Origin of the sequence: Streptomyces sp. NPDC050625 (genome assembly GCF_040654755.1) — a bacterium.
Lineage (GTDB): Bacteria > Actinomycetota > Actinomycetes > Streptomycetales > Streptomycetaceae > Streptomyces.
On sequence record NZ_JBFAIQ010000014.1, the window covers coordinates 189,666 to 213,752 of the forward strand.

A 24,087-nucleotide genomic window follows, 5' to 3' on the forward strand; every position below is an offset into this window, starting at 1 on the left:
GTCACCCTGTCGACAGCCACCACGCCGACACCAGGTGCACCACCCCTAGCGCACCCGCCGTGACCAGCATCCCCGGGTTGCGGCGGGCCGCGCCGATCGCCGCGTCGCCCAGCTGGGCGGCACCGGAGACGATCAGCACCGGGACCAGGGTCCCCCAGGAGCCGAGGGCGACGAGCGTCAGGACCGCCGCGCTGAGCGGGATCGCGCGGACGGCATAGGCGCGGGCGAAGAAGACGACTCCCGAGTTGAGCGGCTCGCCCGTGGCGAGGGCCAGGGACGGCCGGGCCAGGCCGACGCCCGCGGAGACTCCCGAGACGAGCGCCACGAGTGCGTTGAGGAGGCCTGTCAGCAGATGCGCGGTGTGCGTGGTCAACTTCATCACCCCGTGAATCATTCTGATTGAGAATGGTTCTTGAAAGGTACCATCCCTGGCATGAACGAAGTCAAGGGGCCCGGTGGACTGCCGCACACGCTCACCTTCCGGCTCGGCACACTGGGCGCGGTGATCGGCGACCGGTTCGCCGAGCGGATCGAGCGGTACGACCTGAAGCCCAAGCACGTGGGCCTCCTGACGGCCCTCACCCAGGGCTCGTTCGCCTCCCAGCAGGACCTGGCGGGCCGCCTCGGCGTGGCCCCCAGCCTGGTGGTCTCACTCGCCGACCACCTGGAACGGCTCGGCGCGGTCGAGCGCGTGCGCGACCCCGGCGACCGCCGCCGCCAGGTCCTCACGCTCACCGACCGGGGCCGCGAACTACTGGCCCACTGCGCCACCGAGGCCCGCGCCCTGGACGCCGAGATCACCGCCCACCTCACCGCCGACCAGCGCCGACTCCTCCATGCCACGCTGGGATCGCTGGCGGCCTCGGCGGGCCTGCCCACGGAGTGAGCACTCGTTCGCATGAACCTCCGGAACGAACTCGCCTCCCAAAATCGAACAGGCGTAGCATTGCCGCGTGGCTGCGATCCATGACTTTCCGAGTGACCTCCTCGCCGGTCAGGAGGAGTTGCATCAGGTCCGGGCCGAGCTGTCGGCCCTCCTGAAGCGCCTCCCCTGGTCGGTCGTGCCGCTGGACGGATTCAGCGACGACAGCGGCTGGCGGAAGGTGGAGCGCCCCGCCTCCCCCGGCTGGACGGCCGACGAGCAGGCCGAGGTGGAGAAGCTGAGGCAGCGGGAGCACGAACTCGCGGTGTTCGTGAGCGGTCACCGCTTCTGGGCGGAGGTCGCGGAGGCGGACCGGGTGGCGGCCCGGATGACGCTGAAGCACGCGCACGAGCGCCGCGAGGACGCGGGCGACTGACAAGAAGACCCCGGCCGTCAGCGGCCGGGGTCTCTTCCTGTGTGGGCGCGGACGGTTTCGAACCGCCGACATCCTGCTTGTAAGGCAGGCGCTCTACCCCTGAGCTACGCACCCAGGACGAGTCGACAGCCTACATTGCCCGGGGCACTGTCCCGCAAACCTGTATCGGTGCAGCCCGCGCGGGCTGCGTCGGGGGGTTGTCCCCACCTCGAATACGGGAGCCGCCCGGATCGGCTCCCGGGCCGCCGATTCCTACTGTCGATGACATGACCTCCACCGCCCGAGCCGGCCGAACCGCCCCCGTCCGCCGTACGGCCGCCGCGCTCGGCGTCACCGTGCTCCTCACCGCCGCGCTCTCCGCCTGCGGTGACTCCGCGGCGGACGACAAGCATCCCGACCACCGTTCCTTCGCCCTGCACGGGCACACCCTGACCATCGACTCCGACGACTCGGCGCTGGAGATCGTCGCCGCCGGCTCGAACAAGGCGGGGACGGTCGAGGTCACCCGCTGGTTCAAGGGCAAGGTCGTCGTGGGCGGGGACCCCAAGGTGACCTGGTCGATGAAGGACGACCGGCTGGCGCTGCGGATGAGGTGCTCCGGGTTCATCGCCGACTGCTCCGCCAGGCACCGCATCGAGGTGCCGCGCGGCATCGCGGTCAAGGTGGAGGACGGCGACGGCAGCGTGCGGGCCCGCGGGTTCACCGACGCGCTCGGCATCCGTACCCACGACGGGTCCGTGCACGTCACCGACTCCACGGGGCCGCTGGAGCTCCACTCCGACGACGGCTCGGTGCGCGCCGAGGTCTCCTCGCCCCGGGTGCGGGCGACCACTCATGACGGCTCGGTCCGCCTCGAACTCGGCGCCGTACCCGACCTGGTGGAGGCCACCAGCGCCGACGGCTCCGTCACGCTCGCGCTGCCCCGGGCCACGTACCGGGTGACGACGAGGACCGGCGACGGCGCGGTGGACGTCTCCGTGCCCCGCAGCGACTCCAGCCGCCACGTCGTCTCCGCCCGCACCGCCGACGGGAAAGTCACGGTGCGAACCGCGAACTGACCGGCTCGTGTGTTCGTCTTCAACGGGTGGGAGAATGACACCACCCAGGGCGAACCACAGCACGGGAGAGGGATGTGACGGCGACACCGGCGACACCCGAGCAGCCGTATTCGCCGTCCGCACGGCCCCGGCGCGGCCCCACGGCCCTGCGGGACGCCCTCACCCTGATGGGGCTGCCCGTGCTCGCCGCCCTCGCGCTGCCCGCCGCGTTCGCCGGCGGCGGTACCCGGCGCTGGTTCGGCGGCCGGTCCGAGAGCCAGCGGGCCGAGGCACAGGCCGCCAAGGACGCCGCCGCGGCCGCCTTCTACGAGCTCGACACCGCCCAGCGCGATCTGCGGATCTCGATCGAGACCATCTCGGCCGTCGACGACTCCCCCGCGGCCCGGCGCGCCGTCACCGACTTCGAGGCGCTCGGCCGCCGTATCGACGAGGTCAGCAACCGCTACATCCAGGCGATCGACGCGCACGACCTCGACCGGGACGACCTGGAGGCCTCCGTGGCCGCCCGGGCCCGCTCCGAGCTGACGGCGGCCAAGGACGAGCTGGTGCGGGTCAAGCAGGAACTGGACCGCTTCGGCAGCGGTCTCGGGCCGCTGCTCGGCAAGGCCGAGACCCAGCTGGCCCGGCTCGCGCCCGCCGTGGAGCGGGCCCGCCAGTCGCTGCTGGCCGCGTCCAACGCCCTGGACGCCGTACGGGGCTCGGGGCTGACGGCGGACGACCTCGCGGCCCGGCTGGCGGCCCTCGCCCCCGAGCTGACCAAGCTGAACCAGGGCGCGGGGCAGCACGGTGTGCAGCAGACGCTGGAGCGGGCCGAACGGGTGCAGCGGGAGGCCGAGGCCGTCCGGGTGGAGGCGGAGCGGCTGCCGGAGAAGGCGGCCGAGATCGACCACCGGCTGGTGTCGCTGCGCACCCGGGCGCAGGCCCTGACCACCCGGGCCGGCCAGGTCGACCCGGTGCTGAGCGAGCTGCGGCGCCGGTTCGCGGCGGCCTGCTGGCAGGACCTCCAGCACGTGCCGCAGCAGGCCGTGGACAACGTGCGGCAGGCCGAGCTGAAGCTGAAGGAGGCGCAGGCTGCACGGGACGCCCAGCGCTGGCCGGACGCCACCTCGCTGTTGTCGACGGTGCGGGCGCTGCTGAACACCACCGACGAGGCCGTGTCGGCCGCCGGTGACCGGCTGAACCGGCTGAACGCCGTGCAGAAGGACCCGCAGCAGGAGATCGACCGGACCCGGTTCGCGATCCGGGACGCCCAGCGGCTGGCCATGACGGGCCGTACGACCCCCGACCCGCGGCACGCGCGGCCGCTCGACGACGCCGTAGGCCGGCTGGAGCGGGCGATCGCCGGTCTGGAGGGCCGCCACCCCGACTACTGGCACTTCCTGACCGAGACGGAGGCCGTGCGGCAGACGGTGGCACGGGTGGTGGCGCAGATCCGCGAGGATCGCGGGGGTCCCGCGCACTGAGCCGTTGCCGCCGGGGCATGGCGGGCGGATATTGGGAGAGACGTACGGCCTGGGCCGGTACTCACCCGCACAAGGAGGCGGACATGGCCTCGCACGCATCGCAATCGGACACTCGGCGGCGGATCAAGTTCGACGAGCACCTTCCCGTGGACCACCGGCTGAACAAGGTCTACCGGGTGGGCGCCGGTCTGATGGGCCTGTTCCTGCTCGCCTTCGGCATCCTCGGCCTGACGAACAACATCGGTTTCTTCGACACCGGTGGGAACACGGCCATGGGGCTGAACACCAATGGCGCGCTGAGCGTCCTGTCCGTCTGCGTCGGGCTGCTGCTCTTCGTGGGCATGGTGATCGGCGGGAACTTCGCGTCCACGCTGAACATGACCCTGGGCATCCTGTTCCTGCTGAGCGGGTTCCTGAACCTCGCCCTGCTGGACACCCCCCACAACTTCCTGGCGTTCAAGATGCAGAACGTGCTGTTCAGCTTTGTGGTGGGCATCCTGCTGATGGTGTTCGGGATGTACGGCAGGGTCGGTTCCACCCTGCCGGACGACAACCCGTACTGGCGGGCCCGCCACCCCGACGCGGTACGGCCGGAGCAGCGGGACCGGCCGGATCAGGTGCGGTAGGCGTAGAACGCGGCGGTCGGGTACGACGCGACGAGGCTCGCCACCGACCGGTTGTAGGTGTTGGTGGAGTGGTACGACACGTACGGCACGCCCTGCGGGCTGCGGTAGGTGACGATCATGGAGTGGTCCTTGGACCCGTCCTTGTTGAAGTCCATCTGCAGCACGTCGCCCAGGTCCAGCTGGTAGACGCTGGCGAGGCTGGTGACCCGCTTCGAGGACAGCGCGAACCAGGAGAACTCGTTGACGCCGACGAACGAGTCCGACTGGATCTCGGAGTTGCCGAACCACTTGTGGAAGTCGTACGTGTAGCCGGGTACGTGCTTCCAGCCGCCCGCCTTCAGGGACTGGCTGACGAAGTTGGTGCAGTCGCCGCCCGCGCCCTGCCCGTTGTAGTCCGGGTAGTCGGGGTTGTAGTTGTTCCAGTACTTGGCCGCGTACGCCACCATGGCCTTGTAGTCGTAGCCGCTGGCGGTGAAGTTCTTCGGGTTGGCGGGCCCCGGCCACGAGGTGGCCGCGCGGGGCGCCGAGGGCGGGCCGTCGTCGGCGGGGCTGGCCTTCACCGCGACGGTCGGCTGCTTGGCCACCTGGTTCACCGCGAGGTATCCGTTGTCCGTGTCCCGGACGTCGGTCAGCTGCCAGTCGCCGTGCCGGTCGGCGCGGAAGGTCAGCTCGTGGTGGGCCTGGAAGCCGGTGGTCTTCGGCTCCTTGCCCTTGACCTTCGCGTAGGTCAGCGTCGTGGTCTCGGTGACGTCGGCCTTGGCCGTGCGGCCGGTCACCCGCGTCGCGTCCAGCGTGACCTTGGTGCTGCCCGCGCTGTACTTCTCGCCCAGCTTGGCGAGGCGGGACTTGCGGCCCTGCAGTTCGGTCAGCGCCGAGTTCTCCTGGCGCGACTGCGTGGCGGACAGCTTGACGTCGCCCGAGAAACCGGACGTGGCCCGCTTCTTGTGGCCCCCGTCCACCAGGGCGTCCGTGCGGTCGGTGAAGACCGCGTCGGCCAGCTTCTGGAAGGTCGCCTTGGTCGCGGCGTCCACGGTCGGGTCGTCCACCACAGCGGCGCCCGCGCTCCAGTTGGGCACCAGGGCCACTCCGGCGACGACCGAAGCGGCGGCCACCGAGACTATTCCGGCACGACGGCCCTTACGGCTCAATCTTCTAGATTTCAATGATGTTCCCCTCTACACCGGTACACCTACCGGGGGATGGCATCTTCGCACGGCATGTGTGTCGGTTGTGAAGGGGGTTGCACAAGTGGAATCACCAGTGCTCGGACGTCACTTGACCACCGTCGACCAGTCACCCGGCGACTGTGCCGGATCCAGGCTGCGCAGGTTCGCCAGCGTCTCCGGCTTCTGCACGTCCATCCAGTCGGCCAGCTCCTTGAAGGAGACGCACTTGACGCCCTTCTTGGTGCAGACGTTCTTGACGACCTGGTCGACGGCCTTCATGTAGATGCCGCCGTTCCAGTCCTCGAAGTGGTTGCCGATGAACAGCGGTGCCCGGCTGCCGTAGTACACGCGGTTGAAGCCGGCCATGTAGGCGTCGACCGTCTGCTGCTCCCACTGCGGGTACGACGCCGGGTTGCCGTTCGTCTCACCGTCGGACTGGTTGTAGAGGAAGTTGAAGTCCATCGACAGGGCCTGGATCTTGTCCCCGTACGGCAGCAGCTGCAGCGGGAAGTTCCAGATGCCGTTCTTCTTCGACGGCCATATCTGGAAGTCGCCGGTGGAGCTGGCGTCATAGCGCCAGCCGTAGCCCTTGATGGCCTTCAGCAGGTTCGGCTGGCCCTCCAGGCAGGGCGCGCGGCCTCCGGTGACCTCCTTCTTGAAGTCGAAGGGCAGCGGGGGGATGTCCGTGTAGCCGGTGTTGGTCTTCCAGTTCTCCACGAGCGAGAAGAACTGGTCGATCTCCTGCTTCCAGTCGTCGACGCTCCAGTCCTTGCCGCTGCCCTTGGTCTCGCAGAAGTGGCCGTTGAAGTGGGTGCCGATCTCGTTGCCCTCGTTGTACGCCAGGCGCAGCTGTTCCAGGGTGGTGCGGATGTGCTCGTCGGTGGGGTAGTCGATGGCCGCGGCGCCGGGCTTGTGCTGCGGCGGGTGGTACAGGTCCTTCTTGCTCTTGGGCAGCAGATAGATGCCGGTGAGGAAGAAGGTCATATGGGCGTCGTACTGCTTGGCCAGCTCCCGGTAGTGGGAGAAGAGCTCGTCGTCGCCCTGCAGCGCGCCGTCCCAGGAGAAGACGACGAACTGGGGCGGCTTCTCACCCGGCTTGAGCGGTACGGCCTTCAGCTCCCCCTTCTGCGGGCCCGTGTAGGAGGTCGAGCCGTCGCCCAGGATCTTGGTCTTGCCGTCCCACTTGGGCTCCTTGCCGGTCTTCGGCGAGGCGGCCCTGGAGCCCTTGGCGGACGCGGCGGGTGCCGTGTTGTCCTGGCGGACCAGCGCCAGGAAACCGGCGACCAGCGAGGCCACGACGAGGAAGGCGGCCAGGGTCATGACTTCCGGGCGCGTTGCGCGGCGGGCTGGACGGCGGCGGGCGCGGTCCCGACGGCGACGGCCGGAGGGCTGCTTCCTGTTCATGGGCGGCTCATTCTGTGCGGGGTTGGGAGGTCGTCGGGCCATCGAGGTCAACCGAGGCCCGTTGCCTTCGCCCATATGACGTACGGAACGCTGTCATTGGTTGTACCGGCCAGGCCCTTGAGCGGAAGTGGTTCCAGACTCTTGGCGAGGTCCATGCGGTAGACGACGACCGCGGTCGACACGGAGTCGGCCGTCCCGGCGTACCAGGCGGCGGTGTCGTTCTCGGTGGTCCCGGCCTTTCCGCCCGCCGGGAGGGCGGCGCCGGTGCGCCCGGCCGTCGGCGCGGCGGGGCTGGCCGCGCCGGGGTGGGCGGTCAGCAGGGAGTCCGTCAGCGCCTGGGAGACCTCCTGGGCCACCTTGGCGCCGACCGCCCGGCGCTCGGTGGGGGTGTCCATCCTGACCACCGAGCCGTTGCGGGTGATGCGGAGCACCGAGTACGGGTCGGTGTGCTGCCCCTGCGCGGCGAAGGTGGCGTAACCGCTCGCCATCCGGATGGCGCTGGGCGTGGAGTTGCCCAGGGACATCGCGGGCACCTGCGGTCCCATGCTGGAGGGGAGCAGGCCGGCCGCCTCGGCGGTCTGCCGGACCTTGGCCAGGCCGGTGTCCATGCCGAGCTGCATGAACGGCGTGTTCACCGACTGGGCGAGCGCCTTGCCCAGGCTGATCTGCCCGTAGGACTGCCCGCCGTCGTTGTGGGCGGCGACCCGCTTGCCGCTGCGGTCCCAGTACGGCCCCTCAGGTGTGGTGACCGGGACGCCGTTGTCGCCGTTGTAGAGGGTCTGCGGGGTGACCGGGGTCGCGGGGCCGCTGCGGGTCTTGTGGACGCCGTGCTCCAGACCGGCGGCGTAGACGAACGGCAGGAAGGCCGAACCGGCCTTGACGGTGGACGCGTTGGACTCGTTGAAGCCCTGCGTACGGTGGTCGGGGCCGCCGTACACGGCGATGATCCGGCCGTCGGTGGCCACCGAGGCGGCGCCGTAGTGCGCGGTCTTCACGCCCTTCGGGTCGTCCTGCTTCGCCTGCTTGCGGGCCTTGGTGACGGCGTCGGTGAGCCGGGACTCCCGCTTGCGGTCGAAGGTCGTGTAGATCTGGTAGCCGCCGAGGTCGAACTGCTTGTCCGAGATGTGCGCGGACTTCTTGGCGTACTGCTGGGCCAGCTCCACCAGGTAGTCGCTCTGCTTGCCGGTGTCGTAGACCCGGGCCGTCTTGAGCGGTTCGGGGAACGTCCGGTACTTGGCCCGCTCCGCCGGCGACAGCTTGCCGATCTTGACCATGCGGTCGAGGATCCAGGTCCAGCGCTCCTCGGCCCGCTTGTGGTTGGCCGCGCTGAGCGTGGGGTCGTAGAGTCCCGCGCCCTTCAGCAGGGAGGCCAGCATGGCGGCCTCGCTGGCGTTGAGCTTGCTGACGTCCTTGCCGTAGTAGGCCTGTGACGCGCGCTGGATGCCGTACGTGCCGCGGCCGAACCAGCTGGTGTTGAGGTAGCCCTCGAGGATCTCGTCCTTGCTCATCTTGTTGTCGAGCTTGAGGGCGATCATCGCCTCGGTGAATTTGCGGCTGATGGTCTGGTTCTGGTTCAGATAGACGTTCTTGACGTACTGCTGGGTAATGGTGGAGCCACCCTCGGTGTCCCCCTGGCCGACCGTTCTCCACAGCGCGCGGGTGATGCCCTTGACGGAGATTCCGGGGTCGGAGTAGAAGCTCTCGTTCTCCGCCGCCAGCACGGCCCAGCGCACGTCCTCGGGTATGTCCTTGAGCGGCATGGCCTGCCGCTGCACCCAGCCGGTGCGGGCCATCGGCGTCCCGTCGGACCAGAAGTAGACGTTGTCCTGCTGGGTGGCGTACGTGTTCAGGTTGGTCGGTATGTCCGTGGCGGCGTAGGCGACGACCAGGAACAGGCTGAGCAGACCGAAGGACGTCAGCCAGGCGCCCAGCCACTGGCGCCAGGAGGGCACCCAGCGGCGCCAGCCGCTGCGGCCGGGGCGCGGATAGCGGGGTCTGAGGCGGCGGGCGTACGGGGCGAGCGGCGCGAGCCGGGGGCCCAGGGTGTCACGCAGGCCGGTGAGCGCGGCGACGAGGCGGCCCCGGGGAGTGGGGCGGGCGCTGCGCCGGCGGTCGGCGCGGCCGCCGGAGGCGGTGGGCGGCGGTGGAGGCGGCACGCGGATCTGCATGGTGGCGTCCGCGCGCAGGGCGTCGACCTTCAGATGAAGGGTCTCGTCCGGATCCAACGGCACACGGGCCCCGGCCCGGGCGTGATCCTCGCCCTCCGGGTCGCCCGTCCGCTGTGATGCGTCGGTCACGACTACGTCTCCCCTCGCACTCGGTCTTGCGCGCGTGGGTTGAGACTCAGCGGGTGGCACAGCCGCGGTGGGCGCAGCGTCACGAGCCCCCCTGTTCCCCCGGTCTTACGGCTCCTCGCGGCCTGCCTAAATTATCAGCGATCTTTTCAAAATCTCCGCACAAGTATCGGACAGAGTCGAACACTCATGAAATTCTGAGGTGTAGTGATTACTGTCACGCCGGTTAACCTGTGCTTATGCCTCGCTACGAGTACCGCTGCCGGACCTGCGGCGACACGTTCGAACTGAGCCGTCCCATGGCACAGTCCTCCGCCCCCGCCGCCTGCCCCGCCGGCCACGACGACACGGTCAAGCTGCTGTCAACGGTAGCCGTGGCGGGTTCGGCCTCCGCACCCGCCCCCGCACCCCGTGCGGGCGGCGGCGGAGGCGGCTGCTGCGGCGGGGGCTGCTGCGGCTGACGCTTCCCGGTGAGGCAGCCTAGGACGGCCGCCGTACCGTCCGCAGGAACTCCCGCAGGATCCGCTCCCCGGCCAGCACGCCCCGCTCGGGCAGCGCGCTGATCGCCGGTGCGGTCCAGTCGGCGTCGGCCAGCTCGCCGTGCGCCGGGCGCCAGCCCCGGTCGGCCGCGAGCAGCAGGTCGGCGTCGAGCAGGGAGTCGCCGGCCGCCAGCGTGAGGTCGGCGCCGGTGCGGCGGGCGACCTCACGGACCGCCGCGCTCTTGGTGAGCGGCTTCGGCACGGCGTAGATCTTGCGGCCCTGCAGGGAGACCGTCCAGCCCCGGTTCTCCGCCCAGACCGCGAGTTCCTTGACCCACTCCTCGGGCAGCAGCTCGCGCTCGACCACCAGATAGGCGAAGAGGTCCTCGGCGATCCGGTGCTTGCGCACCCAGGCGGGGTCGGCGGTCTCGGCCAGATGTGCGCGCACCTCCTCCAGCGGCGCGCACTCGTCGGCCAGTCGGTCCTGCACGCGCGCGTGCCAGTCGGGGTCCGAGACGCCGTCCACCAGCAGATGGCCGCCGTTGGCACAGATCGCGTACTTCGGCGGCGGGCCCGGCAGGTTGATGCGCAGATACTGCTTGCGGGTCCGGGTGGTCGTCGGCATGAACACCGCCGCGTCGCCGAGGTCGGCGAGCAGCTGCGCCGCGGTCTCCGTCATATAGGACAGCGGCCTGCTCTCGTGCACCTCCACGCACAGCAGCCGGGGCGCCCGCGCGTCCGGCATGGTCAGCGCGAGGGCCGCGGCGGAGTAGATCAGCGTACGGTCGAGGTCGCTCGCCACCAGCATCGGCATCAGACCGTCACCGCCTTGCCGTCGGCGCCGGTCGCGCCGCGCGTGTACCGCGGGTGGATCAGCCCCACGCAGGTGTACGGCAGTTCGCCGACCTCCTCGACGGGCACCCCTCTCTGCTCGGCCAGCAGCCGGACATGCTCCAGGTCCGGGCCCGCCCCGGCGCGGGCGAGGATCTTCCAGGGCACCCGGCGCAGCAGCACCCGGGTGGTCTCGCCGACACCGGGCTTGACGAGGTTCACGTCGTTGATGCCGTACTCCTTGCTGATCCTCTCGACCGCGGCCCAGCCCTCCCAGGTCGGGGTGCGGTCGGCGGCGAGGAGTTCCTTGACCGCCGTGTCCACGGTGTCGCCGACCTCGGGGAAGCGCGCGGCGACGGCGTCCAGGAAGGCCACCGACACGTCCACGCCGGCGAGTTCGCGGTAGAACTTGGCGCCGTGGAAGTCGTTCGGGCCGACCAGGTCGGCGCGCAGGACGGTGCGTGAGATCAGGCCCGAGACCGTCGAGTTGAGGCAGGCCGACGGGATGAGGAAGTCCTCGCGGGTGCCGTACGTCCGCACGCACGAGCCCGGGTCGGCGAGCACCGCGATCTCCGGGTCGAAGCCGGTGATCCCGTCGCCCGCCTCGAACTCCTCGATGGCGTCGGCGAGTTCGCGGGTGATCGCGCCCTTGCCGGTCCAGCCGTCGACGAAGACGACGTCCCGCGGGTCGTGGTGCGCGGCCAGCCAGCGCAGCGCGTTGGCGTCGATGCCGCGCCCGCGCACGATGGACACGGCGTAGTGCGGCAGATCGAGCCCGTGCCGGAACCTGGCCCAGCGGCGCATCAGCACACCGACCGGGGTGCCCGCGCGGGCCAGGGAGACCAGCACCGGCCGGGGCGACCGCTCGGCGATCACCGCCTCCGTGACCACGCCGACCGCCCGGGCGATCCGTTCGGCCGAGGCCTCCAGGGCCGCGTGGAACAGCTCCTGGTACTGCTCGCTCGGCTGGTACTCCACCGGCAGCGACTCGGCGTAGTGCGCGCCGCCGCTCTGGATCGCCTCCTCGCGCTCCTCGGTCGGCGCCTCCAGCGTCACGTCCGAGAGGTCCTGCAGCAGCCAGCCGACCTCGTCGGGCGCGTACGAGGAGAAGGCGGGGCCGCGGAGGGGCTCGGGCAGCATGGCGGGCCTTTCGGGTACGTACAGGGGCTCGGGCACGTACGACGGTACGACGGCGAGCAGAACGTGCGGTGTGTGCGCGGCCAGTTGGGCCAGCAGGCCGTCGGGGGCGTGCAGTCGGGGCGTGTCGGCGGCCGAGTCGACCACCGCGACGACGGCGTCGAAACCGGCGCCCGCGACGTTGTAGGCGTAGCGCTCGCCGGGGCCGTCGGCCGGGTCGTCGTGGGCCGGGAAGACCAGGCGGGTGCGTATCGCGTAGCCGGGGTCGTCGACGGCGAGGACGGGCGAGCGGGTGGTGGTGGAGTAGCGCACCTCGACGTTCGCGACCTGCTCCAGCTCGCGGGCCAGCCGCAGGGGCGCGTACATCAGTTCCTCGAAGCCGAGGACCAGGACACGGCGGGCGCCGGCGGGTATCGCCTCGGCGAGCCGCGCGGCCATGGCGGGCAGGGCGCCCTCCAGACGGGCCCGGTGGGCGGGTGTGAACCCGTGCCGTCCGCCGTCGGGCAGAGCGCGCGGCCAGTGGAGGTCGACGCGGGTGATCCGGCCGTCCTCGGCCCCCGCTGCGGGCGCCTCCCGGGACTCGTGGCGGGCGACCAGCTCCTGCCCCTTCTCCAGCACCCCCTCGGGCAGTCGTACGGTTCCCGAGGCGGCGGCGACCAGGTCCACGCGGGCGCCGATCTCCCGGGCGAAGGCCGCCAGGCGTCCGGCGTCCGCGGGTGAGCGCATGTCGACGAGGGCGACCACGACGTACCGCCCGCGCGGGTAGCGCTCGTGCAGGTCGCGGATGGTGTTCAGGACCGTGTTGCCGGTGGAGAACTCGTCGTCGACGAGGACCAGCGGGCCGTCGCCGGCCAGCAGCGCCGGGTCCTCCGGGAGCAGCAGGTGCGAGGTGGCGTGCGAGTGCGACTCCTCGAAGCCGCCCGCCCGGGCGACACCCGCGACCGGGCGGCGGGTGGAGTGCAGATAGGGGGCGAGGCCCAGGCCGTCGGCGACCGAGTGGCCGAGGCCGGTGGCGGTCTCCGCGTAGCCCAGGACGACGGCCCTGGCCGCCTCCTCGTCGCCGAGGAGCTCGCGCACCCTGCGGCCCAGGGCGAACCCGTGCCCGTACACCACACCCGGCGACTGCGGCACGTGCTTGCCCAGCACATTGGAGACGAGCAGGTGCGCGCGCTTGGGGTTGCGGCGCAGCGCGAGCCCGAGCAGGCCCGTCAGCGTGTCGTCGCCCGTCAGTCCGACCCCGAGTCGCTCGGCGACCCAACTGCCGGACCAGGCCCCGTTGTTCACTGCCTTGTTCATGCGTTCCTTGGGTTGGGCGGTGGTCAGCCGGGGATCCCGGCGGCGAGCAGCTCCACGAAGCCGACGTCCTCGTTGGCGACACCGAACACCTCGGCGCGCAGCATGGTCCGCTCGGCCCAGGCGCGGTGCGGCTTCACTTCGTTCATCTTGTTCGTGTAGGCGGACCTGAGTACACCCCCGCCGCCGCGTTCCGGCCGCAGAATGTCCTGGGCGTCACTGAACTCTTCGTGACTGACCACTGACAGTGCGTGCACCGGCAGGACGTGCGAGGGGTGGATGCAGGTCTTGCCGAGCAGTCCGTTGGCCTGGTCCAGGGAGATCTCCCTCAGCAGCCCGTCCATCGCGTGCTCGATCAGTCTCTCGCGCAGCTCGACGGCCTGCCCCTCCAGGAAGGGGCTGTGCCGCAGCATCGGCTTGAACATGCGCTCGGGGACCCGGAAGTACTCCCACACCGGACCGGTCACCGTGAACCCGGTGCCGTCGGCCCGCCCCAGCATGTTCACCACGTCGGCGATCACCGAGGCGATGATCTGGACGTCGTACGCCGTCATGTCGGGGGCGCGGCGCAGTCCGTACGAGGAGCAGAAGTCCGTGACGCCCAGGCGCAGCGCCAGCACCCGGTCGCGGTACTTGTCGACGGCGCGGGCGATGCCCTCCAGGGCGTCCACGCGCGATTCCCGGTACATCAGCTCGGGCGTCTCCAGGACCGGCATGCCGAACAGCCGGCGCCCGCTGGCCGTCTCCGCAGCGGCCAGCGCCTCCAGGAAGGGGATGCCGCGCTCCTCGGTGAACTTCGGGAACACGAATCCGGACAGCAGCCGGACGGTCGCACCCAGGCGTCGTACGAGGTCGGAGATCTGTTCCGGGTTGCGGACCCGGATGAAGAGCAGGGGCAGGTCCACGTCGGCCCGGGAGTCGAGGTCGGCGAACTGGCGTACGAGGTTCTGCTCGCCCTCCAGCACGTCCTCGTCCCCGATCGAGTCCTCCAGGCACAGCACCATCGAGACCACGCCCAGTGAGGCCTGCTTGACGATGTCGTCGGCGAGCCTCGGCCTGGTGGCCGGGCTGTACAGCGTGGCGCCCAGGGCGGCGGAGAGCAGCCGGGCCGGGGAGTCGGCGGTGAACTCGCACGGCTCCTGGTGGAAGAGGCGCTGCCGCACCTCAGGGGCGATGTGCCCGAAATGACGCATAGAACTCCCCCGTGGCGCAAGGCAAGCAACTGGATTTGGTGGACAGGTGGCCGGTAATAGTACGTACGGCTCCATGTCATGGGTTCCCGCCAGGCATGAATTTCCGGTAACGCCGGCAAACACAGCTCTGTCGGTCGTGGTTACCCCGCATTGTCGTGAGCAGGACCGAGAAGGCAGGATGACCGCATGACGCACGCGATGTTGAAGGGGTCGAACGTCCCGCTGGAAGCCACGACGGTGCGCGCCGTGCTGCGCTGGACGCCCGGGCAGGGGGTCCCGGATGTCGATGCCTCCGCGCTGCTCCTCGGCCCCGACGGTCGTGTGCGCTCCGACGAGGACTTCGTCTTCTACAACCAGCCCCGGCACCCCTCCGGGAAGGTGTGGCGGCTCGGCAAGAAGCGTATCGCCGAGGGCCTGACCGACACGATCCAGACGGATCTCGCCGGTGTCGAGACCGGCGTCAGCCGTATTCTCCTGGTCGCCTCGGCGGACGGCGTCACCTTCGAGCACGTACACGCGCTGCGCATCGTGCTGTACGACGCGTCCACCGTCGACGGCGAGCCGCTGGCCCTCTTCGACATCAAGCCGGAGACCGGCGCCGAGACCGCGCTGATCTGCGGGGAGCTGTACCGGCGCGGCGAGGGCTGGAAGTTCCGGGCGCTCGGCGAGGGCTACTCCAACGGTCTGAAGGGCCTGGCGACCGACTTCGGCATCTCGGTGGACGAGTCCGAGGGGGCCGAGGAGCCGCCCCAGTCGCTGCCCCTGCCGCCGGAGCAGCCGACGATGCTGCCGACGCAGGCGGCGCAGTCGGCGTACGGCTATCCGCAGCAGGGGACCTCGCAGGTGGCCCAGCCCCAGCCGGCCTACGGCTATCCGCAGCCCGCCGGCGGGCCCGCGTACGGCTATCCCCAGGCACCGGCCGCGGCGGCCACGTCGGCCCAGTCCGGCTACGGCTATCCCCCTCCGGTGACGGCGGCCCCGAACCCGGACTTCAGGCTGCCCCCGCAGGGCCCGCAGTTCATCGGCCGCTGAGGGTCACTCCACCGCCTTGGTCTTGTAGCCCCGGCCCCACTGCAGCCCCCAGCCGTAGAGCCGGTCCAGCTCGCCCTGGAAGCCGTAGACGAACTTCACCTCGCGGCGGACGATCAGTTCGCCCTTGACGTTCTCGATCAGCACGACGGCGCAGGAGCGGGCCTGGGGGTGCCGTTCGTCCAGGCCGATCTCGATGCGCGGGCCGTTGCTGGGGTAGAGCGTGACGATGGCGTGGGTGCGGTCGAAGGCCGGGGTCTGGTCGTAGATGTAGACGAAGACCAGCAGCCTCTTTATCTCCTCGCGGTGGTCCAGGTTGACGTACATCGTCTCGCCGGACGCCGACCCGAACCGGTCGTCGCCGCTGAGTTTGACGTACGGCGGTGAGTTGACGTCCCCGAGGTAGTTGCCGAGCGGCTGGACGACCCCCCTGGTGCCGTCCGTGAGCTCGTACAGGCAGCCCAGGTCGAGGTCGACGTTGACCATGCTCTGCCCGTGGCCCAGCACCTCCGCCGGCTTGAGCGCCTTGAAGGGGTGCCGGAACAGACTGGTGCGCTGGATGCCGCCGAAGTCGGACGTGCGCATGCGCCAGGTCAGATTGACGCGCAGATGCCCGGTGGCCGCGTCCTGCTTGGTCAGGGACACCTGCTGGTGCCGCTTGGTGAGCTGGATCGAGTTGGTGGCGGCACTGCCCGAGTCGAAGTCGGCAGCCCGGCCGCCCAGCAGCCCGTCGAAGAAACCCATTCCCGCCCCCATGCCCGCCTGCGTACCCATGACACAAAACCGCGGGGCGGCCGCCGTCGGCCGCCCCGCTGTGAGCGTTCCTCACCCGGAAGGTGATCACACCTGAACGTGAGACACCCCGGATGTGAACCGTGTCCTAGACAGACACCTCAGCCTTCTCGTCCGAGCCCTCTTTTCCCTCGGTCTCCGCCAGAGCGCGGTTGCGGCGGACGGAGGACCAGAAGGACCAGGCGATCAGGACGACGCCGACGAGGCCGGTGATGACCTCGTTGATCTGGTGCTGGATGGTGACCATGAGGATCACGGCCAGCGCGCCGATCGCGTAGTGGGCGCCGTGCTCCAGGTAGACGTAGTCGTCGAGGGTGCCCTGGCGGACCAGGTAGACGGTGAGCGACCGGACGTACATCGCGCCGATGCCCAGGCCCAGCGCCATCAGGACGATGTCGTTGGTGATGGCGAAGGCGCCGATCACGCCGTCGAAGGAGAAGGACGCGTCCAGGACCTCCAGGTAGAGGAACATGAAGAACGCGGCCTGGCCGGCCAGCACCACGGGCGAGCGTTTCTTGCCGGTGCGCGCGGCCTCTTCCTCCTCCTCGTGCTCCCGCTCCTCCTCTTCCTCCAGCTTGTCCTCGAAGTAGCCGGAGAGACCGCCGACGATCATGTATGTGATCAGACCGGCGATACCGGCGATCAGCACCGTCTGCGCCTTGTCGACATGCGCGCCGCCGTGCTGGTGGGCGTGGGTGGCGAAGGTGAAGGAGGTGATCAGCAGGACGATCAGGGAGATGCAGACCGACAGCATGTCGACCTTGCCGAGCTTGGCCAGCGGCCGCTCGATCCAGCGCAGCCACTGGATGTCCCGGTCCTCGAAGATGAAGTCGAGGAAGATCATCAGCAGGAACATGCCACCGAAGGCGGCGATCGCCGGGTGGGCGTCGGTCACCAGTTCCTGGTAGCGGTCCTTGTTGTTGAGAGCGAGGTCGACGGCCTCGACGGGGCCCATCTTGGCGCTGATGGCGACGATCACGACCGGGAAGACCAGTCGCATGCCGAAGACCGCGATGAGCACACCGACCGTGAGGAAGATCTTCTGCCAGAAGGCATTCATCTTCTTCAGGATTCCGGCGTTGACCACCGCGTTGTCGAACGACAGGGAGATCTCCAGGACGGAGAGGATCGCCACGATACCGAAGGCCTCCCACCCCCCGTAGAAGACCGCCGCGACCAGACCGAGCGCGGTAATCGCGAACGACCAGCCGAAGGTTTTCAGAAGCACTGGCTACCCAATCGTGTGTGTACGGGTCTCCCCCGCGCCGTACTCGGCTTTACTCATTGTTGACCCCGAAGTGTAGGGCCTGCCCCTCAAACGGGGCCAGGAGGGGCGCCCGGCTCCGGAACACACAGGTCCGAGATGGTGTGGCCAGCCGTCGGGGCCCTCTACGAGACGTTGACCCCGAAGTCCAGGGCGATGCCCCGCAGCCCCGACGCGTACCCCTGTCCGACGGCCCGGAACTTCCATTCGCCGCCGTAGCGGTACAGCTCGCCGAAGATCATGGCCGTCTCGGTGGAGGCGTCCTCGCTGAGGTCGTAGCGCGCGAGCTCCTGGCCGTCGGCCTGGTTGACGACCCGGATGAAGGCGTTGGAGACCTGGCCGAAGGTCTGGCCGCGCTCGTCCGCCATATGGATCGAGACCGGGAAAATGATCTTGTCGCAGACGGCCGGGACCTTCAGCAGGTCGACCAGAATCGATTCGTCGTCGCCCTCGCCCTCACCAGTGAGGTTGTCTCCGGTGTGCTCCACCGAACCGTCCGGGCTCTTGAGCTGGTTGTAGAAGACGAACCACTCATCGCCGAGCACCCGCTGGCCCTGGCACAGCAGCGCGCTGGCGTCCAGGTCGAAGGGGGCTCCGGTGGTGGAGCGTGCGTCCCAGCCGAGCCCGATCAGCACGTTCGTGAGATTCGGTGCGGCTTTGGACAGGGAGACGTTGCCCCCCTTGGCGAGCGTGACGCCCATGATGCTGGTCCTCCCCTAGGTGGTGCTTCTTCGGTTGTCCTGCACGTCCGGCGCCGACCGTAAACGGTGCGGCGCCGGACGAGGCGGTCACATCTCAGACGTTGACGCCGAAGTCCTGCGCGATGCCGCGCAGGCCCGAGGCGTAGCCCTGGCCGATGGCACGGAACTTCCACTCCGGGCCGTGCCGATAGAGCTCGCCGAAGACCATGGCCGTCTCGGTGGACGCGTCCTCGCTCAGGTCGTAGCGGGCGATCTCGGCGCCGCCGGCCTGGTTGACGACCCGGATGAAGGCGTTGCGGACCTGGCCGAAGGACTGCTGACGGTTCTCGGCGTCGTAGATCGACACCGGGAAGACGATCTTGTCCACGTCGGCCGGGACCGTCGCCAGGTTGACCTTGATCACCTCGTCGTCGCCCTCGCCCTCACCGGTGAGGTTGTCGCCGGTGTGCTCCACCGAGCCGTCCGGGCTCTTCAGGTTGTTGAAGAAGACGAAGTTCTGGTCGCTGCCGACCTTGCCCGACGTGTCCAGCAGCAGGGCGCTGGCGTCGAGGTCGAAGTCGGTACCGGTCGTGGTGCGGACGTCCCAGCCAAGACCGATGAGGACCGCGGTCAGACCCGGGGCCTCCTTGGTCAGGGATACGTTGCCGCCCTTGCTGAGGCTGACTCCCACGAGTCCCTCCATGTCGTGTCCAGGGGCGGGGAGCCCCGAGGTGCTTCGGATACCGGATCAACGATTCGATCCTAGTGAGGGGTTCCCGCTGCCCGCAGGCCCTGACCCCGAAGAATCACAGGGTGTCGAGCGCCTTCACGTACTCGTTCAGGTCCCGCGCGTCCGGCAGGCCGTTGAGCACGGTCCACCGCACGACGCCTTCCTTGTCGATGATGAAGGTCCCGCGGACGGCGCAACCCTTGTCCTCGGCGAAGACGCCGTAGGCGCGCGAAATGTTGCCGTGCGGCCAGAAATCGCTCAGCAGGGGGTACTCCAGGCCCTCCTGCTCGGCGAAGACGCGCAGGGTGGGGACGGAGTCGTTGGAGACGGCGAGCACCTGGGTGCCGCGGTCCTCGAACCTGGGCAGGTTGTCCCGCAGCTCGCACAGCTCACCGGTGCACACGCCGGTGAAGGCGAAGGGGTAGAAGAGCAGCACCACGTTCTTCTCGCCCCGGAAGTCGGAGAGCTTCACGGTGCGGCCGTGGTTGTCCTTGAGTTCGAAGTCGGGCGCCTTGTCGCCGACCTGGATCGCCATCGTCGTGCATCCCTTCGGAGGGGCTGTTCGGGTGGCACCACCCTACGCAGCCGCCCCCGGGGCGCGGCGGCGCCGGGCTGGGCTTTCGGCCCAGCCCGGCTGACATCAGCCCGTCCGGCGAGGGACGGCGGTCACTGCTCGATCAGCGCTTGGACTTCGCGGCCTTCGGCGTCACCAGACGCGAGCCGCTCCAGTCCTTGCCCACACTGACGCTCTTGGAGGCCGACAGCCCCGCCGTCACGGCGGCTTCCGAGATGTCGCTCGGCTCCACGTACCCGTCACGGCCGGTCTTCGGCGTGAGAAGCAGGATCGCGCCGCCCTCCTCGATGTACGTGGTGGCGTCCACCAGCACATCCGTCAGGTCGCCGTCCTCGTCGCGGAACCACAGCACCACGGCGTCCGCGACGTCGTCGTACTCCTCGTCCACGAGTTCGCTGCCGATGACTTCCTCGATGGACTCGCGGAGCTCCTGGTCGACGTCGTCGTCGTAGCCGATCTCCTGGACCACCTGCTCGGGCTGGAACCCCAGCCTGACGGCAGGGCTCGTCCGCTCCTCCGCGTGGTCCGCGGTCGCGCTCACGGGTTGCCTCCTGATCATGTCTTGGTAACTATCTCAGCCACGCGCGTGCGCGAAGCATTGGCCGTAGTCCACACGGGCGGGACGGATCGCGCAAGTACCCGGCCGTTCAGACCGCCGAAACGGTGACGATCCCGGCCGTGTCGCCGCAACTCCTGGCAGCCCTCCCAAACCCAGGGTGACCCACACCACATTCTTCTGCACCCTTGTGCCCGCTTTGCGAGCTTAGGAACCCTCTGTGAATCACCCGGTAGTGCGGCGCTCGAACGCCTTTGCCAATCACGTCATACGCTGGGCGTAGCGTTGCGTTTTGGCCCGAGCCGCCCGAGTACGGCTTGAGGGAGACCGTACGGACGTCTCGGTTACCACCGAGTAGAGATGACGTGGGCCTCCCCGAGGTACACGATGGGGGACGGTGCTGGCACAAGGGATACGCCCGAGAAAAAAGCCCAAGCAGAAGCGGCCCTCTGACAGGTAAGGAACAGCGTGGCTTCCGGATCCGATCGCAACCCGATCATCATTGGCGGCCTTCCGAGTCAGGTACCTGACTTCGATCCCGAAGAGACCCAGGAGTGGCTCGACTCCCTCGACGCCGCCGTGGACGAGCGCGGCCGGGAGCGGGCCCGCTATCTGATGCTCCGCCTGATCGAGCGCGCCCGCGAGAAGCGCGTGGCCGTACCCGAGATGCGCAGCACGGACTACGTCAACACGATCGCGACCAAGGACGAGCCGTTCTTCCCCGGCAACGAGGAGATCGAGCGCCGCATCCTGAACGCGACCCGCTGGAACGCCGCGGTGATGGTGTCCCGCGCGCAGCGCCCCGGCATCGGCGTCGGCGGCCACATCGCCACGTTCGCCTCCTCCGCCTCGCTCTACGACGTGGGCTTCAACCACTTCTTCCGCGGCAAGGACGAGGGCGACGGCGGCGACCAGGTCTTCTTCCAGGGACACGCCTCCCCCGGCATCTACGCACGCGCCTACCTGCTCGACCGGCTCACCGAGCTGCAGCTGGACGGCTTCCGCCAGGAGAAGTCGAAGTACCCGAACGGGCTCTCCAGCTACCCGCACCCGCGCTCCATGCCGGACTTCTGGGAGTTCCCGACGGTCTCCATGGGCCTCGGCCCGCTGGCCGCGATCTACCAGGCCCGGATGAACCGCTACATGGAGGCGCGCGGCATCGCGGACACCTCCAAGTCGCATGTGTGGGCGTTCCTCGGCGACGGCGAGATGGACGAGCCGGAGTCGCTCGGCCAGCTGTCCATCGCGGCGCGCGAGGGCCTGGACAACCTCACCTTCGTGGTCAACTGCAACCTGCAGCGGCTCGACGGCCCGGTGCGCGGCAACGGCAAGATCATCCAGGAGCTGGAGTCGGTCTTCCGGGGCGCCGGCTGGAACGTGATCAAGCTGGTCTGGGACCGCACCTGGGACCCGCTGCTCGCCCAGGACCGCGACGGCGTGCTGGTCAACAGGATGAACACCACGCCCGACGGCCAGTTCCAGACGTATGCGACCGAGTCCGGCGCGTACATCCGCGACCACTTCTTCGGCGACGACCACCGGCTGCGCGCGATGGTCGAGCACATGACCGACGACCAGATCCTGCACCTGGGCCGTGGCGGTCACGACCACCGGAAGATCTTCGCGGCGTTCTCGGCGGCCAAGGCGCACAAGGGCCAGCCGACGGTGATCCTGGCCAAGACGATCAAGGGCTGGACGCTCGGCCCGAACTTCGAGGGCCGCAACGCCACGCACCAGATGAAGAAGCTGACGGTCACCGACCTCAAGGGCTTCCGCGACCGGCTGCACCTGCCGATCTCCGACAAGGAGCTGGAGTCCGGCCTGCCGCCGTACTACCACCCGGGCCGGAACTCGGAGGAGATCCAGTACATGCACGACCAGCGCAAGAAGTGCGGCGGGTACGTCCCGACGCGCGTCGTGCGCTCCAAGCCGCTCGCGCTGCCCGACGACAAGACGTACGCGGGTGTGAAGAAGGGCTCGGGTCAGCAGTCGATCGCGACGACCATGGCCTTTGTCCGGCTCCTCAAGGACCTCATGCGGGACAAAGAGCTGGGCAGGCGGTTCGTGCTGATCGCACCGGACGAGTACCGCACGTTCGGCATGGACTCCTTCTTCCCGAGCGCGAAGATCTACAACCCGCTCGGCCAGCAGTACGAGGCGGTGGACCGCGACCTGCTGCTCGCGTACAAGGAGTCGCCGACGGGCCAGATGCTGCACGACGGCATCTCCGAGGCGGGCTGCACGGCCTCCCTGATCGCGGCCGGCTCGGCCTACGCGACACACGGCGAGCCGCTGATCCCGGTGTACGTCTTCTACTCGATGTTCGGTTTCCAGCGCACGGGTGACCAGTTCTGGCAGATGGCCGACCAGCTGGCGCGCGGTTTCGTTCTCGGCGCGACCGCCGGCCGTACGACGCTGACCGGTGAGGGTCTGCAGCACGCGGACGGCCACTCACAGCTGCTCGCTTCCACGAACCCCGGCTGTGTCGCCTACGACCCGGCGTACTCGTACGAGATCGCGCACATCGTGCAGGACGGCCTGCGCCGTATGTACGGCAGCGACGCGCAGCACCCGCACGGCGAGGACGTCTTCTACTACCTCACCGTCTACAACGAGCCCATCCAGCACCCGGCCGAGCCGGCGGACGTGGACGTCGAGGGCATCCTCAAGGGCATCCACCGGATCGGCGCGGGCACGGCGGGCTCCGTCACGGCGCAGATCATGGCGTCCGGCGTGGCGGTGCCGTGGGCGGTCGAGGCGCAGCGGATCCTCGCGGAGGACTGGGACGTACGGGCCGACGTCTGGTCGGCGACCTCCTGGAACGAGCTGCGGCGCGAGGCCGTGGCGTGCGAGCAGCACAACCTGCTGCACCCGGAGGAGGAGCAGCTCACGCCGTACGTCACGCGCAAGCTCAGCGGCTCGGAGGGGCCGTTCGTGGCCGTGTCCGACTGGATGCGGTCGGTTCCGGACCAGATCGCCCGGTGGGTGCCGGGGACGTACCAGTCCCTCGGTGCGGACGGCTTCGGCTTCGCGGACACGCGGGGCGCGGCTCGCCGCTTCTTCCACATCGACGCGCAGTCGATCGTGGTGGCGGTGCTGACCGAGCTGGCGCGGGAGGGCAAGGTCGACCGTTCGGTGCTGAAGCAGGCCATCGACCGGTACCAGCTGCTCGACGTGTCGGCGGCGGACCCGGGAGCGGCCGGCGGCGACGCGTAGCGCCGCGGTTGCGCGGCTTGAGCGGCTCTTGAGCTGCTGAGGGGCGGTGGGGCTCGATGCTCCACCGCCCCCGCGTTTTCCTTACGATGCGGGCATGGAGGAACAATCGGCGCAGGCGCGATGGGAGCGGCACACCCAACGGCCCCTGCTGGCGCTCGCGGTGGCCTTCGCCGTCGCCTATGCCGTGCCGATCGTGGACAGTTCGGCGGGGCACTCCCTGACGGCCGCGTGCACGGTCGTGGAGTGGGTGGTGTGGGGCTCCTTCGCCACGGACTATCTGATGCGGCTGGCCCTCGCGCGCGGGCGCAAGGAGTTCGTATGGACGCACTGGCTGGACCTGTGCGCGGTGATACTGCCGATCCTCCAGCCGCTGCGGCTGCTGCGGCTCGTCTCGACGCTGCTGCTGGTGGGGCGGCGGGCGCGGATGGCCTCGCAGATCCGGCTGACGACGTATGTCGCGGGGTCGGTCGTCGGGTTGCTGATGTTCGGGTCGCTGGCCGTGCTGTCGGTGGAGCGGGAGTCGCCGAACGGGAACATCCGGACGCTGGGTGACGCCGTGTGGTGGTCGTTCACGACGATGACGACCGTCGGCTATGGGGATCATGCGCCGACCACCGGGCTGGGGCGGATGATCGCGGTCGGGCTGATGCTGTCCGGGATCGCGTTGCTGGGTGTGGTGACCGCGAACATCGCCGCGTGGTTCATCGCGCGGTTCGAGAAGGACGATGTGGAGGAGCGGCGGCAGACCGAGGCGATCGAGTCCTTGGCCGCGGAGGTACGGGGGCTTCGGGCGGAGGTGGCCGCGTTGACTGCGTTGGCTTCGGCGGGGGAGGCGGTGGAGGAGCGGCCGGGGTAGGGGGGTGAACGGTGCTGGGGCTGGGCGGGGGGTGGTCGCGCAGCCCGGCGTTGCGGGGTGCCTCCCCCAAGCTCTCAACTTCGTTCGAGCAGGGGGGACCCCCATCGCCCACCCGTGCCGCCCTGGGGGTCCCCCCTGCTCGAAGAGC

At 69.4% G+C, this 24,087-nt stretch carries 22 protein-coding genes and 1 tRNA gene; 9 read left to right on the top strand and 14 right to left on the bottom strand.

The annotated features are described in order from the left end of the window. Position 1: 1 nt before the first annotated feature. Positions 2 to 382: a hypothetical protein gene (locus AB0I54_RS28205; protein WP_363298949.1), complete on the bottom strand. Its 381-nt coding sequence runs from the start codon at positions 380 to 382 to the stop codon at positions 2 to 4. 51 nt (positions 383 to 433) lie between these two features. Between AB0I54_RS28205 and AB0I54_RS28210 the strand changes: the two genes are divergently transcribed. Both AB0I54_RS28210 and AB0I54_RS28215 read left to right on the top strand, forming a co-directional pair. Continuing rightward, positions 434 to 886: a MarR family winged helix-turn-helix transcriptional regulator gene (locus AB0I54_RS28210; protein WP_363298950.1), complete on the top strand. Its 453-nt coding sequence runs from the start codon at positions 434 to 436 to the stop codon at positions 884 to 886. Positions 887 to 953: 67 nt separating this feature from the next. Beyond that, positions 954 to 1,298: a hypothetical protein gene (locus tag AB0I54_RS28215; protein ID WP_363298951.1), complete on the top strand. Its 345-nt coding sequence runs from the start codon at positions 954 to 956 to the stop codon at positions 1,296 to 1,298. Positions 1,299 to 1,340: 42 nt separating this feature from the next. Here AB0I54_RS28215 and AB0I54_RS28220 read toward each other — a convergent pair. Further along, positions 1,341 to 1,412: transfer RNA gene (locus AB0I54_RS28220), tRNA-Val, on the bottom strand. Between the two features lie 152 nt (positions 1,413 to 1,564). Between AB0I54_RS28220 and AB0I54_RS28225 the strand changes: the two genes are divergently transcribed. From AB0I54_RS28225 to AB0I54_RS28235, 3 genes are all read left to right on the top strand, one after another. Continuing rightward, entirely contained in the window at positions 1,565 to 2,356 is a 792-nt protein-coding gene (locus AB0I54_RS28225) for a DUF4097 family beta strand repeat-containing protein (RefSeq protein WP_363298952.1), read from the top strand. Positions 2,357 to 2,430: 74 nt separating this feature from the next. Continuing rightward, entirely contained in the window at positions 2,431 to 3,819 is a 1,389-nt protein-coding gene (locus AB0I54_RS28230) for a hypothetical protein (protein ID WP_363298953.1), read from the top strand. Between the two features lie 83 nt (positions 3,820 to 3,902). Then, positions 3,903 to 4,445 carry a DUF4383 domain-containing protein gene (locus tag AB0I54_RS28235; RefSeq protein ID WP_363298954.1) on the top strand — a complete coding sequence of 181 codons (543 nt, stop codon included), beginning with the start codon at positions 3,903 to 3,905 and terminating at the stop codon, positions 4,443 to 4,445. Here AB0I54_RS28235 and AB0I54_RS28240 read toward each other — a convergent pair. The 3 genes from AB0I54_RS28240 to AB0I54_RS28250 all read right to left on the bottom strand — a co-directional run bounded on the left by AB0I54_RS28240 (position 4,433) and on the right by AB0I54_RS28250 (position 9,183). Further along, positions 4,433 to 5,557 carry an amidase domain-containing protein gene (locus AB0I54_RS28240; protein ID WP_363298955.1) on the bottom strand — a complete coding sequence of 375 codons (1,125 nt, stop codon included), beginning with the start codon at positions 5,555 to 5,557 and terminating at the stop codon, positions 4,433 to 4,435. The two genes, AB0I54_RS28235 and AB0I54_RS28240, sit on opposite strands and share 13 nt — an antisense overlap. Before the next feature lie 159 nt (positions 5,558 to 5,716). Continuing rightward, positions 5,717 to 7,015, bottom strand: coding sequence for a hypothetical protein (locus AB0I54_RS28245; protein WP_363298956.1), 1,299 nt, complete (start codon positions 7,013 to 7,015; stop codon positions 5,717 to 5,719). Positions 7,016 to 7,062: 47 nt separating this feature from the next. After that, complete coding sequence (locus AB0I54_RS28250) at positions 7,063 to 9,183, bottom strand: transglycosylase domain-containing protein (protein WP_363298979.1); 2,121 nt, start codon at positions 9,181 to 9,183, stop codon at positions 7,063 to 7,065. Positions 9,184 to 9,548: 365 nt separating this feature from the next. Between AB0I54_RS28250 and AB0I54_RS28255 the strand changes: the two genes are divergently transcribed. Next, on the top strand, positions 9,549 to 9,770 hold the full coding sequence (locus AB0I54_RS28255; protein WP_363298957.1) for a zinc ribbon domain-containing protein: 222 nt from the start codon (positions 9,549 to 9,551) through the stop codon (positions 9,768 to 9,770). A 19-nt stretch (positions 9,771 to 9,789) separates the two neighbouring features. Here AB0I54_RS28255 and AB0I54_RS28260 read toward each other — a convergent pair whose 3' ends face one another. The 3 genes from AB0I54_RS28260 to AB0I54_RS28270 are packed head-to-tail and all read right to left on the bottom strand — an operon-like array spanning position 9,790 to position 14,242. Then, positions 9,790 to 10,602: an HAD family hydrolase gene (locus tag AB0I54_RS28260; protein ID WP_363298958.1), complete on the bottom strand. Its 813-nt coding sequence runs from the start codon at positions 10,600 to 10,602 to the stop codon at positions 9,790 to 9,792. After that, positions 10,602 to 13,052, bottom strand: coding sequence for a phosphoribosyltransferase (locus AB0I54_RS28265; protein ID WP_363298959.1), 2,451 nt, complete (start codon positions 13,050 to 13,052; stop codon positions 10,602 to 10,604). The genes AB0I54_RS28260 and AB0I54_RS28265 overlap by 1 nt, the downstream gene beginning before the upstream one ends. Before the next feature lie 23 nt (positions 13,053 to 13,075). Next, positions 13,076 to 14,242, bottom strand: a complete 1,167-nt coding sequence (locus AB0I54_RS28270; RefSeq protein ID WP_363298960.1) for an HpcH/HpaI aldolase/citrate lyase family protein — start codon at positions 14,240 to 14,242, stop codon at positions 13,076 to 13,078. A 186-nt stretch (positions 14,243 to 14,428) separates the two neighbouring features. On the opposite strand from AB0I54_RS28270, the gene AB0I54_RS28275 reads away from it, so the two are divergent. Further along, entirely contained in the window at positions 14,429 to 15,274 is an 846-nt protein-coding gene (locus tag AB0I54_RS28275; RefSeq protein ID WP_363298961.1) for a TerD family protein, read from the top strand. 3 nt (positions 15,275 to 15,277) lie between these two features. Here AB0I54_RS28275 and AB0I54_RS28280 read toward each other — a convergent pair whose 3' ends face one another. From AB0I54_RS28280 to AB0I54_RS28305, 6 genes are all read right to left on the bottom strand, one after another. After that, positions 15,278 to 16,015, bottom strand: a complete 738-nt coding sequence (locus tag AB0I54_RS28280) for a Tellurium resistance (RefSeq protein ID WP_363298980.1) — start codon at positions 16,013 to 16,015, stop codon at positions 15,278 to 15,280. Positions 16,016 to 16,151: 136 nt separating this feature from the next. Next, positions 16,152 to 17,291: a DUF475 domain-containing protein gene (locus tag AB0I54_RS28285; protein WP_363298962.1), complete on the bottom strand. Its 1,140-nt coding sequence runs from the start codon at positions 17,289 to 17,291 to the stop codon at positions 16,152 to 16,154. Positions 17,292 to 17,452: 161 nt separating this feature from the next. Next, the gene (locus AB0I54_RS28290) at positions 17,453 to 18,028 is read right to left on the bottom strand and encodes a TerD family protein (protein ID WP_316757284.1); all 576 of its coding nucleotides are present in this window, start codon (positions 18,026 to 18,028) and stop codon (positions 17,453 to 17,455) included. Between the two features lie 94 nt (positions 18,029 to 18,122). Next, positions 18,123 to 18,698, bottom strand: a complete 576-nt coding sequence (locus AB0I54_RS28295; protein WP_363298963.1) for a TerD family protein — start codon at positions 18,696 to 18,698, stop codon at positions 18,123 to 18,125. A 115-nt stretch (positions 18,699 to 18,813) separates the two neighbouring features. Beyond that, positions 18,814 to 19,272 carry a peroxiredoxin gene (locus AB0I54_RS28300; RefSeq protein WP_363298964.1) on the bottom strand — a complete coding sequence of 153 codons (459 nt, stop codon included), beginning with the start codon at positions 19,270 to 19,272 and terminating at the stop codon, positions 18,814 to 18,816. Between the two features lie 142 nt (positions 19,273 to 19,414). Then, positions 19,415 to 19,852, bottom strand: a complete 438-nt coding sequence (locus AB0I54_RS28305; protein ID WP_263208317.1) for a DUF3052 domain-containing protein — start codon at positions 19,850 to 19,852, stop codon at positions 19,415 to 19,417. Positions 19,853 to 20,335: 483 nt separating this feature from the next. Between AB0I54_RS28305 and aceE the strand changes: the two genes are divergently transcribed. Next, positions 20,336 to 23,083, top strand: a complete 2,748-nt coding sequence (aceE, locus tag AB0I54_RS28310) for a pyruvate dehydrogenase (acetyl-transferring), homodimeric type (protein WP_363298965.1) — start codon at positions 20,336 to 20,338, stop codon at positions 23,081 to 23,083. A 94-nt stretch (positions 23,084 to 23,177) separates the two neighbouring features. Beyond that, positions 23,178 to 23,939 (top strand): potassium channel family protein, encoded by a 762-nt coding sequence (locus AB0I54_RS28315; RefSeq protein WP_363298966.1) that lies wholly within the window; start codon positions 23,178 to 23,180, stop codon positions 23,937 to 23,939. Positions 23,940 to 24,087 lie beyond the last annotated feature (148 nt).

Bases quoted from the DNA above. Each gene is read 5' to 3' on its own strand.
- AB0I54_RS28265 (WP_363298959.1), bottom strand. From the start codon at position 13,052: ATGAACAAGGCAGTGAACAACGGGGCCTGGTCCGGCAGTTGGGTCGCC.
- AB0I54_RS28225 (WP_363298952.1), top strand. From the start codon at position 1,565: ATGACCTCCACCGCCCGAGCCGGCCGAACCGCCCCCGTCCGCCGTACG.
- AB0I54_RS28315 (WP_363298966.1), top strand. From the start codon at position 23,178: ATGGAGGAACAATCGGCGCAGGCGCGATGGGAGCGGCACACCCAACGG.
- AB0I54_RS28275 (WP_363298961.1), top strand. From the start codon at position 14,429: ATGACGCACGCGATGTTGAAGGGGTCGAACGTCCCGCTGGAAGCCACG.
- AB0I54_RS28210 (WP_363298950.1), top strand. From the start codon at position 434: ATGAACGAAGTCAAGGGGCCCGGTGGACTGCCGCACACGCTCACCTTC.
- AB0I54_RS28280 (WP_363298980.1), bottom strand. From the start codon at position 16,015: ATGGGTTTCTTCGACGGGCTGCTGGGCGGCCGGGCTGCCGACTTCGAC.
- AB0I54_RS28270 (WP_363298960.1), bottom strand. From the start codon at position 14,242: ATGCGTCATTTCGGGCACATCGCCCCTGAGGTGCGGCAGCGCCTCTTC.
- AB0I54_RS28290 (WP_316757284.1), bottom strand. From the start codon at position 18,028: ATGGGCGTCACGCTCGCCAAGGGGGGCAACGTCTCCCTGTCCAAAGCC.
- AB0I54_RS28250 (WP_363298979.1), bottom strand. From the start codon at position 9,183: ATGCAGATCCGCGTGCCGCCTCCACCGCCGCCCACCGCCTCCGGCGGC.
- AB0I54_RS28245 (WP_363298956.1), bottom strand. From the start codon at position 7,015: ATGAACAGGAAGCAGCCCTCCGGCCGTCGCCGTCGGGACCGCGCCCGC.
- AB0I54_RS28255 (WP_363298957.1), top strand. From the start codon at position 9,549: ATGCCTCGCTACGAGTACCGCTGCCGGACCTGCGGCGACACGTTCGAA.
- AB0I54_RS28300 (WP_363298964.1), bottom strand. From the start codon at position 19,272: ATGGCGATCCAGGTCGGCGACAAGGCGCCCGACTTCGAACTCAAGGAC.
- AB0I54_RS28260 (WP_363298958.1), bottom strand. From the start codon at position 10,602: ATGCCGATGCTGGTGGCGAGCGACCTCGACCGTACGCTGATCTACTCC.
- AB0I54_RS28235 (WP_363298954.1), top strand. From the start codon at position 3,903: ATGGCCTCGCACGCATCGCAATCGGACACTCGGCGGCGGATCAAGTTC.